Origin of the sequence: Bacillus sp. 166amftsu, assembly GCF_900107445.1 — a bacterium.
In the GTDB taxonomy this organism is placed as follows: domain Bacteria; phylum Bacillota; class Bacilli; order Bacillales; family Bacillaceae_G; genus Bacillus_A; species Bacillus_A arachidis.
Genome location: NZ_FNQA01000035.1, coordinates 1 through 16508 on the forward strand (window position 1 = coordinate 1; position 16508 = coordinate 16508).

13 protein-coding genes and 3 pseudogenes are annotated in these 16508 nt (G+C 33.9%); 5 read left to right on the forward strand and 11 right to left on the reverse strand.

The features are described 5' to 3' along the window. On the forward strand, nt 1-321 hold a 321-nt coding region (locus BLV40_RS26575), incomplete at its 5' end, for an IS3 family transposase (RefSeq protein WP_139265628.1). Between the two features lie 41 nt (nt 322-362). Here the strand turns inward: BLV40_RS26575 and BLV40_RS26580 are convergent. Then, nucleotides 363-2504 (reverse strand): heavy metal translocating P-type ATPase, encoded by a 2142-nt coding sequence (locus tag BLV40_RS26580; RefSeq protein WP_280138980.1) that lies wholly within the window; start codon nt 2502-2504, stop codon nt 363-365. On the opposite strand from BLV40_RS26580, the pseudogene BLV40_RS26585 reads away from it, so the two are divergent. Further along, nucleotides 2461-3627 (forward strand): annotated as a pseudogene (locus BLV40_RS26585) (IS4 family transposase); the annotation flags it as partial. The gene BLV40_RS26580 and the pseudogene BLV40_RS26585 sit on opposite strands and share 44 nt — an antisense overlap. 239 nt (nt 3628-3866) lie before the next feature. On the opposite strand, the pseudogene BLV40_RS26590 reads toward BLV40_RS26585, so the two are convergent. The 5 genes and pseudogenes from BLV40_RS26590 to BLV40_RS26610 all read right to left on the reverse strand — a co-directional run. After that, nucleotides 3867-4304 (reverse strand): annotated as a pseudogene (locus BLV40_RS26590) (IS6 family transposase); the annotation flags it as partial. 367 nt (nt 4305-4671) lie between these two features. Beyond that, entirely contained in the window at nt 4672-5901 is a 1230-nt protein-coding gene (locus BLV40_RS26595) for a YcaO-like family protein (RefSeq protein ID WP_170833719.1), read from the reverse strand. A gap of 852 nt (nt 5902-6753) precedes the next feature. Next, on the reverse strand, nt 6754-8037 hold the full coding sequence (locus BLV40_RS28755) for a hypothetical protein (protein ID WP_170833720.1): 1284 nt from the start codon (nt 8035-8037) through the stop codon (nt 6754-6756). Nucleotides 8038-8209: 172 nt separating this feature from the next. Beyond that, nucleotides 8210-9268, reverse strand: a complete 1059-nt coding sequence (locus BLV40_RS26605; RefSeq protein ID WP_090695595.1) for a sensor histidine kinase — start codon at nt 9266-9268, stop codon at nt 8210-8212. An 846-nt stretch (nt 9269-10114) separates the two neighbouring features. Further along, a complete protein-coding gene (locus tag BLV40_RS26610; protein ID WP_026591678.1) occupies nt 10115-10900 on the reverse strand; it encodes a TrmB family transcriptional regulator in 786 nt (261 codons plus the stop codon). A 113-nt stretch (nt 10901-11013) separates the two neighbouring features. Between BLV40_RS26610 and BLV40_RS26615 the strand changes: the two genes are divergently transcribed. Continuing rightward, nucleotides 11014-11781, forward strand: a complete 768-nt coding sequence (locus BLV40_RS26615; protein WP_090695598.1) for a TSUP family transporter — start codon at nt 11014-11016, stop codon at nt 11779-11781. 201 nt (nt 11782-11982) lie between these two features. On the opposite strand, the gene BLV40_RS29535 is transcribed toward BLV40_RS26615, so the two are convergent. Next, entirely contained in the window at nt 11983-12393 is a 411-nt protein-coding gene (locus BLV40_RS29535) for a CPBP family intramembrane glutamic endopeptidase (RefSeq protein ID WP_244525462.1), read from the reverse strand. A gap of 51 nt (nt 12394-12444) precedes the next feature. Then, nucleotides 12445-12657: a hypothetical protein gene (locus BLV40_RS29540; RefSeq protein ID WP_244525463.1), complete on the reverse strand. Its 213-nt coding sequence runs from the start codon at nt 12655-12657 to the stop codon at nt 12445-12447. A gap of 373 nt (nt 12658-13030) precedes the next feature. Here BLV40_RS29540 and BLV40_RS26625 point away from each other — a divergent pair, with 373 nt between their 5' ends. Beyond that, nucleotides 13031-13816, forward strand: coding sequence for a GNAT family N-acetyltransferase (locus tag BLV40_RS26625; RefSeq protein WP_090695600.1), 786 nt, complete (start codon nt 13031-13033; stop codon nt 13814-13816). Nucleotides 13817-14080: 264 nt separating this feature from the next. After that, complete coding sequence (locus tag BLV40_RS28760) at nt 14081-14356, forward strand: hypothetical protein (RefSeq protein ID WP_211482145.1); 276 nt, start codon at nt 14081-14083, stop codon at nt 14354-14356. A gap of 70 nt (nt 14357-14426) precedes the next feature. Here the strand turns inward: BLV40_RS28760 and BLV40_RS26635 are convergent, their stop codons facing one another. The 3 genes and pseudogenes from BLV40_RS26635 to BLV40_RS26645 all read right to left on the reverse strand — a co-directional run. After that, complete coding sequence (locus tag BLV40_RS26635) at nt 14427-15629, reverse strand: ABC transporter permease (RefSeq protein ID WP_090695603.1); 1203 nt, start codon at nt 15627-15629, stop codon at nt 14427-14429. Further along, nucleotides 15626-16306: an ABC transporter ATP-binding protein gene (locus BLV40_RS26640; RefSeq protein ID WP_090695605.1), complete on the reverse strand. Its 681-nt coding sequence runs from the start codon at nt 16304-16306 to the stop codon at nt 15626-15628. The genes BLV40_RS26635 and BLV40_RS26640 overlap by 4 nt, the downstream gene beginning before the upstream one ends. Beyond that, nucleotides 16303-16508, reverse strand: a pseudogene (locus tag BLV40_RS26645) (efflux transporter periplasmic adaptor subunit); the annotation flags it as partial. The pseudogene BLV40_RS26645 and the gene BLV40_RS26640, both read right to left, overlap by 4 nt.

Genomic DNA, 16508 nt, shown 5'->3' on the forward strand with positions numbered 1-16508 from the left:
TTAAATGATGGAGAAACTCCTATTCTTCACTCAGATCAAGGATGGCATTATCAAATGAAGAAATACCAACAAGCACTAAAAAAATACAAGGTTATCCAAAGTATGTCCCGTAAGGGAAACTGTTTGGACAATGCAGTCATAGAAAATTTCTTTGGCTTATTAAAGTCTGAATTACTCTACCTTAAAGAATTTGAAAGTATGGAACATTTTAAGGTAGAATTAGAGGATTATATTCATTATTACAACCACAAAAGAATTAAAGTAAAGTTAAATGGAATGAGTCCAGTACAATACCGGACTCATATCCAATCAGCCGCTTAATTTTTCTGTCTAACTTTTTGGGTTCATTTCACAAAAGTCGTCTATAATTTTACCCGTTGAAGTCGTAATGCATTTAAAACAACCGACACAGAACTAAACGCCATCGCAGCACCTGCTAACCACGGAGCAAGAAATCCTGCCGCCGCAATTGGAATACCTAAAGCATTATAAAATAGTGCCCAAAATAAGTTTTGTTTGATATTTCGCATTGTTTTTTTACTCATGAAGATTGCATCCGCAATGCTTCTTAGATCACCTCTCATGAGCGTTACATCAGCCGCTTCCATTGCAACATCAGTACCCGTTCCCATTGCCATACCAATATCTGCTACCGCAAGAGCTGGTGCATCATTGATACCATCCCCTACCATTGCAACATGCTTATTGCCCACTTGGAATTTCTTTACTTCATTTGCCTTATCTTCTGGTAATACTCCTGCGCGAACATGTTCAATTCCCACTTGTTTTGCAATCGCATGAGCTGTTCTTTCATTATCTCCTGTGATCATAACAACTTGAATTCCCATATCTTTCAGCTTTGATACAGCCTCTTTAGACGTTTCCTTAACCGTATCCGCTACTGCTACAAGACCAGCATATTCTCCATCAATTCCGACCAGCATCGCTGTTTTCCCTTCATTTTCAAGTTGTTCCATTGACGGATATACATGTTCAGCCTTGATATTGTCTTTCTCCATTAACTTTCTTGTACCGATTAATACTTCTCTATTTTCTATCACAGCTCGTATACCATATCCAGGTATCGCTTCAAATTCTGTTGTACTTCCTAATTCAATACCTTTATTTTTTACACCTTCCACAATTGCTTCTGCTAACGGGTGTTCAGAATTTTTCTCTGCACTTCCTACTAGATATAAAAATGCTACTTCATCTATTTTTTCAACTTCTACATTTGTAAGTTCTGGTTTCCCTTTTGTCACTGTTCCTGTTTTATCTACTAAAACAATATCAATTTTTTGAGTTCCTTCTAAATGTTCTCCGCCTTTAAATAAAATACCATACTCGGCAGAACGACCTGAACCAGCCATAATAGATGTAGGTGTTGCGAGTCCTAACGCACACGGACAAGCGATAACAAGAACTGCAATTAATTTTTCAAGTGCGCTCACAAAATTACCTGGTTCTACAATAAAGAACCATACTAAGAATGTAATAATAGCAATTCCAATAACAATAGGTACGAAAATACCTGAAATAACATCAGCAACCCTTTGGATTGGTGCTTTTGATCCTTGTGCATCTTCAACTACTTTAATAATTTGTGCTAAAGCTGTATCCTTACCAACCTTAACTGCTTTGATTTTTAAAGAACCATTTTTATTTACCGTTGCACCAATAACTTCATCACTTATTTGTTTCTGAACGGGAATACTTTCCCCAGTTAACATCGATTCATCTATTGCGGATGTTCCTTCTACTACTTCACCATCAACAGGGATTTTTTCACCTGGTTTTACAATTAAAATATCTCCAACAACTACTTCCTCTAATGGAATGCTCATTTCATTCCCATCTCGGATTACAATCGCTGTTTTCGCTTGGAGTCCCATTAGTTTTTTAATTGCCTCTGATGACTTTCCTTTTGCTAATGACTCAAACAATTTCCCTAATAAAATCAACGTAATCAATACCGCACTCGTTTCATAATACATCTCAACTTGATGATGCGGTTTCCCAATACTCGCAATCGTTACATACAAACTATAAAAATAGGCTGCGGATATTCCTAATACTACAAGCACATCCATGTTTGCACTCTTATTTCGAAGTGCTTTATAAGCCCCTACATAAAACTGTTTGCCGATATAAAATTGAACAGGAGTAGCGAGTAAAAGCTGAACCCACGGATTCATCAAGAATTCAGGAGCCCAAATCCAAGAAGTAAAAGAAAAGTGACCAACCATCGTCCATAATAATGGAAGTGCAAAAATAGCAGATAACATTAATTTTTTCTTTTGTTGTTTAATAAAATCGTTGCGATCATGTTGTTCATGCTGGACTGTTTCTTCTTTCCTTTTTGCATGATACCCTAGTTTTTTTACTTTTTGCATGATGTCCTCAAGTGTAACTTCATTACCTGCATATTCAACATGCGCTGTTTCCAAAGCAAAGTTAACAGCAGCCGTCGCATTTCTTCGAGAAGTCTTTACTTCCCTTCTCACACAAAAACTCTGTTCAAATCACTCGCTTTCTGCACAAATGATCTCTACTTTCAATCGTATCCGTATTTTAGATGCGACAGTGTTTCAACTGCCTGATCATTTCGTCACTAACTATCAAGGTTCAGGCGGGAGTAGTAATACGGCAGGCGTGAAAATCCAATTGGAATATGATTTACTTAGTGGTCAATTTCTTAACGTGCAGCTTGGACCAGGAAAGAATAATGATAAAACATACGGTACCATCTGCCTTGAAACCGTAAAGGCGGGCGATTTATGTTTACGTGATCTTGGTTACTTCGATTTAGGAGACTTACAAACTATTCATGAGAAAGAGGCTTACTATATCTCGCGGTTGAAGCTCAATATACGCATTTATATCAAGAACCCTGAGCCACAATACTTCAACAACGGCACGTTAAAAAAGCAAACAGAATACATCCAGCTTGATATGACACAAATGATGTCGGGTCTAATCCCAGGTGAAACGATAGAAATCCCTGAGGCATACATTGGCCAAAATCAGAAGCTTCCAGCACGTGTCATTATCCATCGTTTAACCGATGATCAAACGCAAACACGTCTGAAAAACCAAGCGATACGTGAAAAGAAAAAAGGCATTGTCATGAAGGATAAAAGTAAACGTTTAATGGGTATGAATGTATATATCACGAACACGTCTCTAGAAGGAGTACCAACGAACTACGTGCACTCATTGTATTCACTTCGTTGGCAGATTGAAATTTTGTTTAAAACGTGGAAATCATTTTTTCAAATTGATGAATGTAAAAATATTAAAAGAGAACGCCTAGAGTGCCATTTATATGGACAACTCATCGGCATTCTCCTCTGTTCTTCTACGATGTTTCAAATGCGACAGTTTCTGCTTGAAAAGAAAAAGCAGGAGCTGAGTGAATACAAAGCAATTTATATGATTAAAGATTACTTTCCGTTACTGTTTCAAGCGATAGCCGTTGGCACAGAAGAACTTTTAAAAATTCTGCATCGTCTTTATCTGCTACTCAAAAAGAACGGTCGTAAATGTCATCGGTATAAGAAGATGACCGTCTTTGATATTCTAGGGATTGTGTATAAAACGACAGTGAAGCATAGACAAGCTGCCTAGCGAAAAAATCACGTTTTAATAGGCTTCTTTAGCATGCCTACTTTTCTATCAATTACTAGTTTTGAACCAAGGATCGTTTCATATCTAGTAAGTTACTTGTTTAGCTTGATGGACATGCGTCAGTACCCCCCTAAATGAAAAGTTTCTTTCTCTACAGTTAGTTATTTTGAGAAGTCAGCTCATTTTTTGTTTTAGGGATGTTTACTTTTCTTAAGTTGATGGGCATGTATGGTGACCCCTTTTAGCGCTTGAATTGTTACAGGATAGGCAGTGTTTTTATCTACTGTTATCACGCAAGGTTTAGAAACGTACGAAAAAGCACTTGGCTGCTTGTTTATCTCTTGATTTACTTAGATAAAAATCAATGGTATTCCCTTCTGAATCCACGGCATGATATTAATACATCCATTGTCCTTTTACTTTCACATACGTTTCATCGACTCTCCATGAATCATTTGTTGGTTTTAGATGATGTCTTACTTTCACTTCTAATTGAGGTCCAGATTGATGAACCCAGCGCAGAATCGTTGTGTGAGCGATGAATAATCCTCTTTCCTCCATCATTTCCACCAAATCACGAAAACTTAGGTTGTACCGTAGGTACCATCTCATGGTTAATAAAATAATATCAGGTTGATATGATAATGTTTCCACTTGAATAGAATTTGCTTTTTCATACTGATCACGTCCTTTTAGAGTACTAGTATCAGTATGTCCAAGTTTTATAGACTTCTTGCACCAGAACCCTTTTGGCAATCAACAATCCATTTTTTTGTGAATGTTATGACGGACTAGAGCGGCACCCCTGTGATTCCCCCTATTAGGGGTACGACAACATTGCCATCATCAAAGTCAAATTCACTTTAACTACCAGAAAGAATAAACTAAGTTTGCTATTTTATAGGATATTTTAAACTAGATACTATAAATTTATTGAAGGTTTTATACAAGACGGAGTTTTATGTCCACTAAGACTACTTACATAATATTTTTTTATTGTTACGCAAATCTTAGTAAATGCTTACTTAATAAATAACTAGACAGTTATTTATTAAGTAAGCATTTAGCTTGTCCTCGAGAAGAAGGTAATACAAAGTAACCTTCATAATTTAAAAAGAATCGTTCCATATTGGGGATAAGTGTGTTTACAATATGTATATTATTATCAAAAGAGGCAAGTGTAGAATAATACATATCAAATCCACAACTATTTAACCTAAATTCTAATTCTTGAACATAAGTTTCAAGAGATTGATGTGAAAATGAACTGATGGAATCAAAGGGAATATTTTCATATTCCATACCCAATAGTCTTTGTCTATCAAATTCGGCACATCTGTAATGCTGGGGATACTCTTTCAAGGCTTCTAACATCGCTATTCTTTCTGTTTTAGCTTGTTCTTGAAATACCTGTGTCATATGAAAAGTTTGAACTAATTCAGTTACGGAGCGAGTGATAGCATATTCTAAGTAAAGAGAGGTTCCTAACCCCACATATGGAATATTTTTATGGTTTGAGATTACTGCAAGTATGGTTGGTATATTAGTTTCAGTTGTAATATTGAATAAAATAATTTCTTTACCTATTTCACATTCAGCATTTTGAATGAGTGTTTTCAGGAAATCTGGAAATGTATTTATGTCCATTATCTGTAAGACTGTATTATTTTGATAGTAATAATAATTCAATAAAAATAATGACCATGCGTCACGCTCAATTACTTCATTCGTTGCGTGAATAAGTGATTCATAAAAGGTAGAACCAATCGCGATACCGCTATTACTACTGCATCGTTTTAATTTTTTGTAATCAAAATGATCACCAGGATGGGTAACACCTTCTGCATAGTATGGGTTTGTAATAAAAAGGGGATACCATACATTTTGTTTAGAACTTTTTAAAGAGCTGTAGTTTCGACAAAGTAATAATTCTTCTCTCTCAGTATTCAACAGTTGTATAATGCGTTCGCCACTAAATGTTTCAATTTCCGGTATCATATGAGAAGAAAATAGACGACAATTTTGCAACGAATCCTTTGCAGTATAATAATGTTCCAGTGTTTCAAATAAAGCACCAATCTCACTTACTCCCCCAACTCCTTTTCCAGTACCTGCACTGAGCACCTCATTTTGTTCATTCATAAGCTTTATATGCGTTGTCTGGATGGTATCTCCTATCACATTCTTTTCATATGATAAGCCCAATTCTTTAATGACAGTAATAATTTTATGGTAAGCATCTTGAATAGATGTCTCTCGTTCCCAAATATACATATATACGCTCCTTTTCATAATAAAAGGTCTAACATGTTTACAAATATGTATACAACATGTTAGACCTTACAGATTGAAACTATTTTATTCTTTTTCTGCTTGCTTTTTTCTTCTTGTGTTAACTCAGGTTTTGCAACTGTTGTTCCTTTCACCATTCTCGCAGCTCCCATGCTATCACCTCCTCTTATCTATAATAATAAAAATGTAACATAGAATTTGTACACATGAAATTGAGGAAATTTAAAATAATAATACTTTGTTTTGAGGATACTTCAAAATACTTGCATGATAGTGCTGTGACGAGTCCTAATCAATAAGATTTTTCTCTGAGCGGTAACTTCATTTTTAAATATTTATGAATTATAAAATGTATAATAATCTGCTGAAAAATTAGTTTAAAATTAAGTATTAAGGCAACTATCTGGAATCTAATTGTAATTCAGCTTTGTCGTTTGTCAGTGTATTAGCAGAATTACAATTTCCAGAGTAGATAGCTCTTGCTTCATCACACGAATCAGCTTTTTCACATCCTATTAATATACTTAATGTTATAAACGATAATAAAATCTTTTTCATTATAATACACGCTCCATACTATTTGATTTAAAATACTTTAAAATTTGAAACCTAGAGTACGCTAAATTACTATTTAGACTCACACAAATGATCTGCACATAAATTCATCTTTGATATGCAGATCATTTGTATGAGCAAATTCACTTTAGCATTATGAAGGGGCTTTCTTAGTAATCAAATTTTATTCTAATTCCATAGAAAACCCACAAAGAACAATGTTCTCTGTGGGTTTTGTTTATTTCAAAAAGGCTTGGGGGAAGCTCGATTTGATTAATTTTATTTTTCTAACACATCTGAGCGAACTAATTTTAAATCATCTGTTTTAATTGCACCTGTTGAAGTAGATGATACTTTTACTTTTGTAGATGTGTCCCAATAATGGCCACCTTGCCAGAACTGTGCGAAAGGTGATTTTACTGTTTTGTTTACAATTCCAGTAGCTACTGAACCTGGTTTTAATGAATATTCAGCAGTAACTTGATATAATGCAGCTGTAATGGATCGATCTGATTCGTTAGTAAGACTAAACTTACGAGATACTGTTTGTTCTTCACTTAATGAGATACTTGTACCAAATGTACTTTGGAACTCATAACTTGCTCCAATTTCAAAAATATCTTCAATACCAACACCTGCATTTACACCCACAGTGTGAGCAAATGATTGTGATTGTTCATTTGTCAGACCTGTTTTGATGTCAAATGTTACTTCATATCCTGTATTTTTAGCTGGAATGGATGCTGATCCACCAGGAACTTTCTTCAAGTATTTCTTTTCTGTTAATACAGCATCTTTTAGTGGGTTAAATGGTGTCTTTGCTGAATAACCAATTGTTACAGCCTTTTCAGCGCCCCAATTATTGTCACCCCAAATGACTTGGATTCCAAGCTCATCTAAACTTTTCTTTCCAAATTCCTCTAGAATAGCCCTTTTTAAGCCGCCTTCTCCTTCAAAAAATTCTGGATTAAAAAAGTCATTTTCAGCATCACTTTTTTCGTAGTATTTAGAGTGTAATATTTTTTGTACATCAGGATCATTTGGATCTTGCGCATATCGAGTTTGGAAAAAGCTTTCTAATGTTTCCAGAACAAGTCCTTTTACAAAAGATTCTCCATAAGTACTTCCAAAGTATTCTTCAATTTGAGATGGGCTATATCCCATGAATTGTAAATCGTAATAAAATCTAGGTGGTGGATCCATATGTTTTAGCTCTTTATTTCTCCAATCCCCAATAATTTTATTGCCATTTACATAAGAATAATCTAAATATAGATATTCAAGCGGTTTTGCTTCCTTGATGTGTGGTGGTGTAACAGATGGAAAATTCGCTTTAATAATATTATTATTGATATAATTTGCATCAAACTCTTGGTTTACATTAGAATTTTCTTCTGATACTTGTCCTTCTTTAAGGTTTAATGATGGATTTTCTTTTTCAACAGAAGTAATTGCACTAGAAGTTGCAGCTATTGTACTTGCTTCTGCTTTTAAAGAAAAAACTGGACTTGCTAGAACAGCAAATGCTAATGCTGCGGGAATTATTTTTTTCTTATGATTCATACTATCTCTCCCTTTCTTTCATCATTTCTACAAGATTACAAAAAATAGAATTACGCTGTACATGCTTATACTTTTTACTTCGAACTAAAATAAAATCACCTTCGATATATTCATCTTAGTATGTATATATTTCAATTTACTTTCGTAAATGTTACAAAAGTCTTTCATAACCTTATTTATTTTCTAATGTAACAGGAAGAGTAAACCAAAATTCACATCCCTGTTTACCATCTGGACGGTTCCGAACACCAATTTCTCCTTTATGCATTTCTACTAGTGATTTTGCAATGGCGAGTCCAAGCCCAGATCCTCCAGATTGTGAACTTCTTGATGGATCTGTTCTGAAAAATCGTTCAAATATACGTAGTTGTTCATCGTAGGAAATCCCATTCCCCTCATCACGCAAAGTGAATATCATTTGCTGTTTCTGTTTATTTTCCTCTACGATTAACTGAATTGTGCCACATGTAGGAGAATGTCGAATCGCATTATGTAACAAATTATTGATAACTCGAGCTATTTTACATGGCATAATCCAAAGTTTTGGTAATGTATCTGAAACACGTAATTGTAAATCAATCTCTTTATCTTTCAATAGGATAGCATGTGAATCTATTACTTTTAATAGAATACTATCTACATGTTTTAAACTTGGATGAAATGCTTCTTGTCCAAGTTCTAACTTAGAAAGTTCAAATAAATCATTAATTAATCCATTTAATCTTTGTATTTCGTTTAGAATTGTCGTTAGATACTGATTTTTCATATCAGCATCTTCAATTAAACCATCCTGTAACGCTTCTATCATCAATTGTATGCTAGCAAGAGGAGTTCGTAAGTCATGTGAAATATTCGCTATCAGCTCAGTACGTTCTTTTTCTCCTTTTTCTAACTTAGTAAAGCTTTCTTCTAATTTTTTTGCCATTTCTTGAAAAGCTGTGGCTAATTCTTTAAACTCATCCGGTTCTTTCCCTATTATGTACATCGTTTCAAAATGTCTATCACTAAATTGTTTGGTTAATGCAATTAAATTTTGGATCGATTTCATAATAGGACGTGTCATTAACCAGTAAATAATGGTTGAAAAGGCCATTGCTATGACTACAATTCCTATGAATAGTTGCGTTTGTTCCGGTCTAAGTAACATTTTCATTTCGCTATACCAAATAGCAATTAGCATAATACTGGTGCTTAATGTATTCATCAATAACAATTGATTCCGTAATTTCATATTGTAGTTCCCCCTTGTTGTAACATAAAACGAATATCAGTAAATCCATCTTATCTTAAACACCTTTCAACTCTCTTTCAAAACTGTAATAAATTTCTTTCAAGACTATCACTAAAGATCAAAAGGTTGGATTAAAGTTGCGAAACTCACATTAAAGCAAAATTAAATTAATATTTTCATAGCATACTCATAGAAACCTTTTTAAAATTCACCGGTTTAAGCACAGAGGAAATAGACGAATTATCGTTAACATGAATTAGAAACGGAAATTCACTTGTTTTTCAGGAATATGGATTGAACTCCTATAAAACAATGAAAGAATTTTGTAACGATTACGAAAGTCTTTTGTAATGCTTGTGAAAGTAATTTGAAATATATTGATAATAAGATAAATTTATCCTCAATATATTTGCAAAACACTCAATAAACAGTGTATTTTATTTTTCTAATGCAATAAAATTAGAAAAATAAAATTGATCAAACCGAGCTTCCCCAAAGTTTCTTTTTACACAACAAAACCCACAGATTATTTTCTGTGGGTTTTGTTATGTTTATATTTTACCTTCAAACAAAAGGTTGTTATAGAAATAACTGAGATTTTTAAAGATTAAATGATAAGAAAATGTGAACTAAAGTCCATTTTGTCTCTGTTCTTAAGTTGATGGATGTGTGGTGCTACCCCATCGCTATCAAGCTAAGAAAATACCACTACCCCCCTAACGAAAATTCTATTCATTATTGACTACTGATAATGAGACGTTATGTTAACCGATCATGTATAGAATATACATGGTTCCTTGTTCAATGGTCAGGTTGAACAAAGAACTTTAATTTAGATAATGCTTCTTATTCCTCCATAAAGAATGCTTTTCGCTCTGTAGTAATCCAATTCTCCAAATTGTCTTGGCTACGTTTAACAAGTCGATTCACTAGCACGTCATGCCACACATAATCCTCTAATAAATAAATATGAACAGGGTCATCTGTATAAAAAGCAACACTACGCTCATCAATTGATGGTCCATAAATCATCTCTTTAGAATCTATGGACAGAATAAACCAATGTTCTGTAGATCGGGTTTCTGTATAAGGTGTTATACGATGGATTTCTAAATTTTTAATGGGATGTTCAACATGTAGCGTAATACCTTGTACCGTGACTTTATTAGCGGCTTCAACTAGTTCTTCTTTTAACATCTCATACATATCATTCCACATCGATATGACAATACGCTTTTCGGCTTTTTTTAGTAATGTCTGACAATAACTAATTATCGTCTTATAGTCCTTTAAAGTAATCACTCGATTGTCTGCTTTTTCCTCGGAGGTTTCTAGACTTTTTAATGATTCACTTATTACTTCATAAGTGGATTTCCACTCTGATTGAGCCTTTTGCAAAAAGATTTCAACAGGTAAAGGTGAATATCGAGTGGTATCATCTATTTCTTCCTTCATGACAATTCCTTTTTCAACAAGATTACTTAATACATCATAAATTCGTGCTCTTGGAATACCTGAGTCCTTACTCACTTGATAGGCTGTAACAGGACCTTGTTTAACAAGAGATACATAAGATTTAGCTTCATATTCATTAAAACCTAATTTTTTGAGCTGTTGCACTATATAGTTCAATTTTTCGTCCTCCAATTGTTCTTTTCTTATATTTCCAACGTTACAGTAACCATTTACATTTAGCAAATTATTAGTTACTATTTGAGTAGTGACTACAGAAAGGTTGATTATATATGGATTTCCAATTAGACCCATCAATATTAATTATTTTAATCGTTTTTGGTTTTTTAGCTTCATTTATTGATTCAGTAGTAGGGGGCGGTGGACTGATTGCTTTACCTGCTTTATTATTTACAGGACTGAATCCAGCAGGGGCAGTAGCTACCAATAAATTAGCATCGACAATGGGGTGTGTAACTAGTAATATTGTGTTTTATCGTTCTGGTAATCTTGATTTGAAATCAGCGTTTAAATTATTTCCACTCACTTTCATAGGTTCCATAGTAGGTGCCTGGGTTGTCCATTTAATGAACCCAGAGATACTGAAACCTTTGATGTTACTAATGCTTGGTGCTGTTGCTATTTATACGATATTTAAAAAGGATTGGGGTAGTATTTCCACCCATAAGAAATTGTCCGTTCGGCACTTTATTATTTTTACTTTTTTTGTTTTTATTATTGGTTTTTATGATGGATTTCTAGGTCCTGGCACGGGTTCATTTTTAATGTTTACCTTTTTATTAATTGGGTATGATTTTTTAAAGGCAGCAGGTAATGCGAAGTTTCTTAATTTGGGAAGCAATATTGGTGCATTGTTGATGTTTATGTGTTTAGGACAAGTAAACTACGCGTATGGTTTCATAATGGGAATAGCACAAATTGCTGGTGGGATCATTGGCTCCAAATTTGCTATAAAAAAAGGAAGTGGGTATGTTCGTACCCTTTTCATTACAGTAACTTGTTTATTATTAGCAAAAAATATTTATGATTATATTCAATAATTTCTAAAATTAACTTCCTATATCGAATATTATGTAAAAGAAAAGTCTCTTCAGTAAAGGGACTTTTTGAGATTTCTAGATATAGCGACTGCTGATAAGTGGGGTTATGTTAACTAGTTTTGTATAGAGTATATATTTTAGTGAACTGAAAAATCATTAAAGAACAAGGAAATCTACAAATCCCCCTGTTCTTTGATGATTTTATTTATCTTTAAAACCTTTAACATTCCATTTCTGGGATATAGCAGATAACATAAGCCATGGTTCAATCATTAAGTTAATTAGGATATGAGCAACAATTGGGGCTAATATATGTCGTTCTGAAATAATGTATACAAAGGCAAGTAGACCTCCAAGAATCGTAGTAGATAATATAATAGGTAAAGCAACCTTTAATTCCCCTCTAAGCAAAACCCAAGCGCCATGAGCTAAACCAAAAATTAAGGCGGAAACAATCATTTGGACTATCACGGAATAACCTTCATTGTTTATCCAGTCCATTAACACTTGTCTAAATAATATTTCTTCTACGATACTTGATACGATGGCAGCCCAAATCCCGATTATCTTTAGCCAAGAAAATGTAAATAATCGTTCTCCTACAAAAGGCACTGCCTTACTCGTATAGAAAACATAACCAAACGAGATGAAAATAACTAATAGCTAAGCAATTGGATAGTCAAAAGCATTAGAGTTAATTCCTAACCTATGTTCAATAAATCTTTGTGGATTACCTATAAACCAGAAGATTATACAACTAGTCAAAGCTACAGACAAGGTACCTAATACTAGGCCTGTTAACTTCTCATCTTTAGAAGAAACTTTATGATTTACACGTTTAATTATATTATTCCTAGTCAAGTTGTCGTCTGTCATTATTTCACCTCCAAATAATTTCAAATATCTTTCAACCAATAGACAAATTAAAGATTAATCTCTAAGCCTAGAATATACCATATATTTCATATTAAGTAATTTTTTAAAAGTTAATTCTAGAATGTAGAGTTTTGCTTTTCCTTGTTTGTTTACAACGTTTTGAATGTATACTTTTTTTATCATTTTTGATGATATTAAGGGAATTGGTTTGGGGTTAATGTTCTAGGGGATTTGAAAGTAAACTAATATCTAAAAATTTACTTTCATTTTTTCTTGGAAATATTTCAATTAAAAAACTGAAAATTAAAATATTTAAATGTATAATAAAGTAAAGAAGATATAGAAGAAATAAATAGAGAAGAGGGAATATCATATGACTAGTTTAAAAAATGTTCTTGAGCTTGATTTTGCATATCTTGAAACCTTTACTAGCCGAATAGAGAAATCATGGGGGTCTATATTTTGTAATGAAAGCAACCCATATTATTATGATGCAAATCATGCACATGTAAGTGTAGTAAGTTTAAATCCACAAATGATAGTAGATGAAGTAGTGCATTTCTATAAAACTAAAAATATAGTACCTAGATTTTATATATACAACTTAGATATGCAAGAAAAACTGATTTCTGAATTACAAATAAAGAATTTTGGATTTGAAGAATTAATAAGTCCAGTCCAATTATGGAACAAGAAATTAACTAAAAAAGATAAAAATGAAAAAGTTACTATTGAAAAGGTATCTGAGTTAAATTTTGAAGAAGCTTTAGATATTGAATGTAGTATAAAAGAGTTAGGGGGCGAAGTTAGAAAAAAAGCTTTTCAAGATGAATTCCAACATCCAGCATTCACTCATTATCTACTTAGATACAATGGAGTAGCATGTTCCATCGCTTGTATTTTTGAACATGAAAAACAAGCCCGAATGGAAAGTGTAGCTACAATTGAAAAGTTTAGAGGTAAAGGGTTAATAGGTGAACTTATTCACTTTATTCAAAGCGAAATAATGAATAGAGGACTAGATAATCTTTGGGTGATTCCAATTAACGAAAAAGTAGAAAAAGTTTATGAAAAGTATGGATTTGAAACAGTAGAAAAAATTAAAACGGGACATGCGTTTTTAGAAGGAAAAAGTATTAAAGAAATTCACGAGGGATAGAAAAAATCAATTTATTTTGCTAAAAAAATATTTAGTTAACAAGTGTATTGAAAGTAAACTAATATTTAAAAGTTTACTTTCGTATTTATAATAAATAAAAAGCACTTTTTAATTTTAAAAGTGCTTTAACTTGATGTTGATGTGAAGGAACCTCAAGTATGTAGAAATTTAAAAAAGTCCCTTTAGATATTATAAAAGGATTTTTTAGTAATCAAACTTCATTCCAATCCTATAGAAACCCCACAGAGAACACGAATGTTTTCTGTGGGGTTTGTTTATTTCAAAAGAGCTTGGGGGAAAACTCATTTTGATCAATTTTATTTTTCTAATACATCTGAGCGAATTAATTTTAACTCATCTGTTTTAATTGCACCTGTTGAAGTTGATGATGGTTTTACTTTTGTAGCTGTATCTCAAAAACGGCTGCCTTCCCTAAATAGATTGGAGCCTAATACATATCAAGTCGGAGAAAGCCACCTTAGGGTGTCTTTTCTTTTTTCAAAAGGACCAACTCAATTAGATTGTAACAACATAAAATAAAGCGTATCCGTGAAAACACATGTGTATCCATATGTTTTTCCCTCTTAACGTAATTTACTACACTAGTAAATTACTCATAACGTAATGCGTCGATTGGATCTAATTTCGCAGCTTTGTTCGCTGGAATTAATCCGAAGATAATACCGAGCGTCATGGAGAAGAGCACGCCTCCAACAACTACTTGCCATGAAACAAGGGGTGGCCAGTTTGCGAATGACGAAACAATATGTGCGCCACCATAACCAAGGCCGATTCCAATTAATCCACCAAGAAGCGTCAACATAACAGCTTCAATTAAGAATTGTAACAAGATTTTACTACGTGTTGCTCCAAGCGCTTTACGTACCCCAATCTCACGTGTACGCTCCGTTACAGATACGAGCATAATGTTCATAACACCAATACCACCAACGACTAGCGAAATACCTGCGATACCACCGATAATCATTGTCATGGTATTTGTCATTTTGGAAATACCATCTTGAATTTCTTTTAAGTTCATTACTTCATATTTACCTGTAAATTCACTTGGCTTACGATTATTTAATACCTCAGCTGCCTTCTTACCAGCGACTTCTAAATGGTCAACATTTTTCGCCTGCACAGAAATATTTTCAATTTCATCTTTTCCATATAGAGTTGGCCATAGTGTTAATGGAATAAGAGCTTCAGAATCTCCTCCCATTCCCATAAACCCACCTTCTGCCTCATATACACCAATGATTTGCATCGGTTGGCCTTTCATTTCAATGATTGCTCCAACTGGATTTTCTTTTTCAAATATCTTCTTTTCTACACCCGTACTAATCATGATAACGTTATTTCCCTGTTCAACATCCGTGTCATTTAATGAGCGACCTTTTTTCACCTTCACTTTATTTACGGCAAAATATTCACTGTCTAACCCTTTAATGTTCACCATATCTTTTTTATCATTGACATCAAGTGTTTCCATATTCGAATTCGTCTTAATTACATGCGCAATCTCTGGAAGTTTTTTTATTTCAAAAATATCTTCTTCCGTCAATTTAGGTTGCCCCATTTCCCCCACAGCAAATTGATCGTTCATGTCAGGACTATAGTTAATCGAAATTACACTATTTCCAGAACCAACAAATTGTGATTTTAACGCGGCTTCTCCGCCTTGCCCAATCGCAACAACAGTAATAATGGAACCAACACCGATAATAATCCCAAGCATTGTAAGTGCTGAACGTAGTTTATGAGCTAGAATAGAAGAAAGGGCAATCTTTATACTATCTAGTAAACTCATACCGCACACCTTCTATCTTCTGTAATTTTTCCATCCCTTAGCACGATTCGACGCGAAGAATACGCCGCAACTTCCTCCTCATGCGTAACCATAACAATCGTCGTACCTTCTGCGTTTAACTTCGTGAATATATCCATAACTTGTTCCCCTGATTTTGTATCAAGAGCACCAGTTGGCTCATCGGCCATAATAAACGTTGGATCATTCGCAATGGAACGAGCAATCGCCACACGCTGCTTTTGTCCACCTGAAAGTTCACTCGGTAAGTGATGCACACGATCTAATAATCCGACTTTTACAAGCGCTTCAAGAGCCCTTTGACGGCGCTCAGCTTTCTTCACACCACCATAGATAAGTGGAAGCTCTACATTTTCTACCGCTGAAAGACGTGGCAATAAGTTAAAATGCTGGAATACAAAACCGATATATTCATTACGAATAAGGGCAAGTCTTGACTCGTCCGCTGTTAAGATATTCACGTCATTCAACATATATTCGCCTTCTGTTGGACGATCTAAACAACCGATAATATTCATGAGTGTTGATTTCCCAGAACCAGACGGTCCCATAATCGAAACAAACTCACCACTTTGAATCGTTAAACTAATACCATGCAAAATCGGTACTGCAAGTTTCCCTTGATAATATGTTTTATGAATATTGTTTAACGTAATCATTTTTCTTTCACTTCCATTCCGTCATACACATTGTCGGAAGGATTTTTAACCACCTTTTGCCCCACTGTTACGCCTTCAAGAACTTCTGTCCAGTCTCCGTCAGTAGAACCTTTTTTCACATTTTGTTTACGAAGCTTTCCTTTTTCTTCTACATAAACAAATGCATCATCGCCTTTTTCTACAATGCTCTTACTAGGAACCG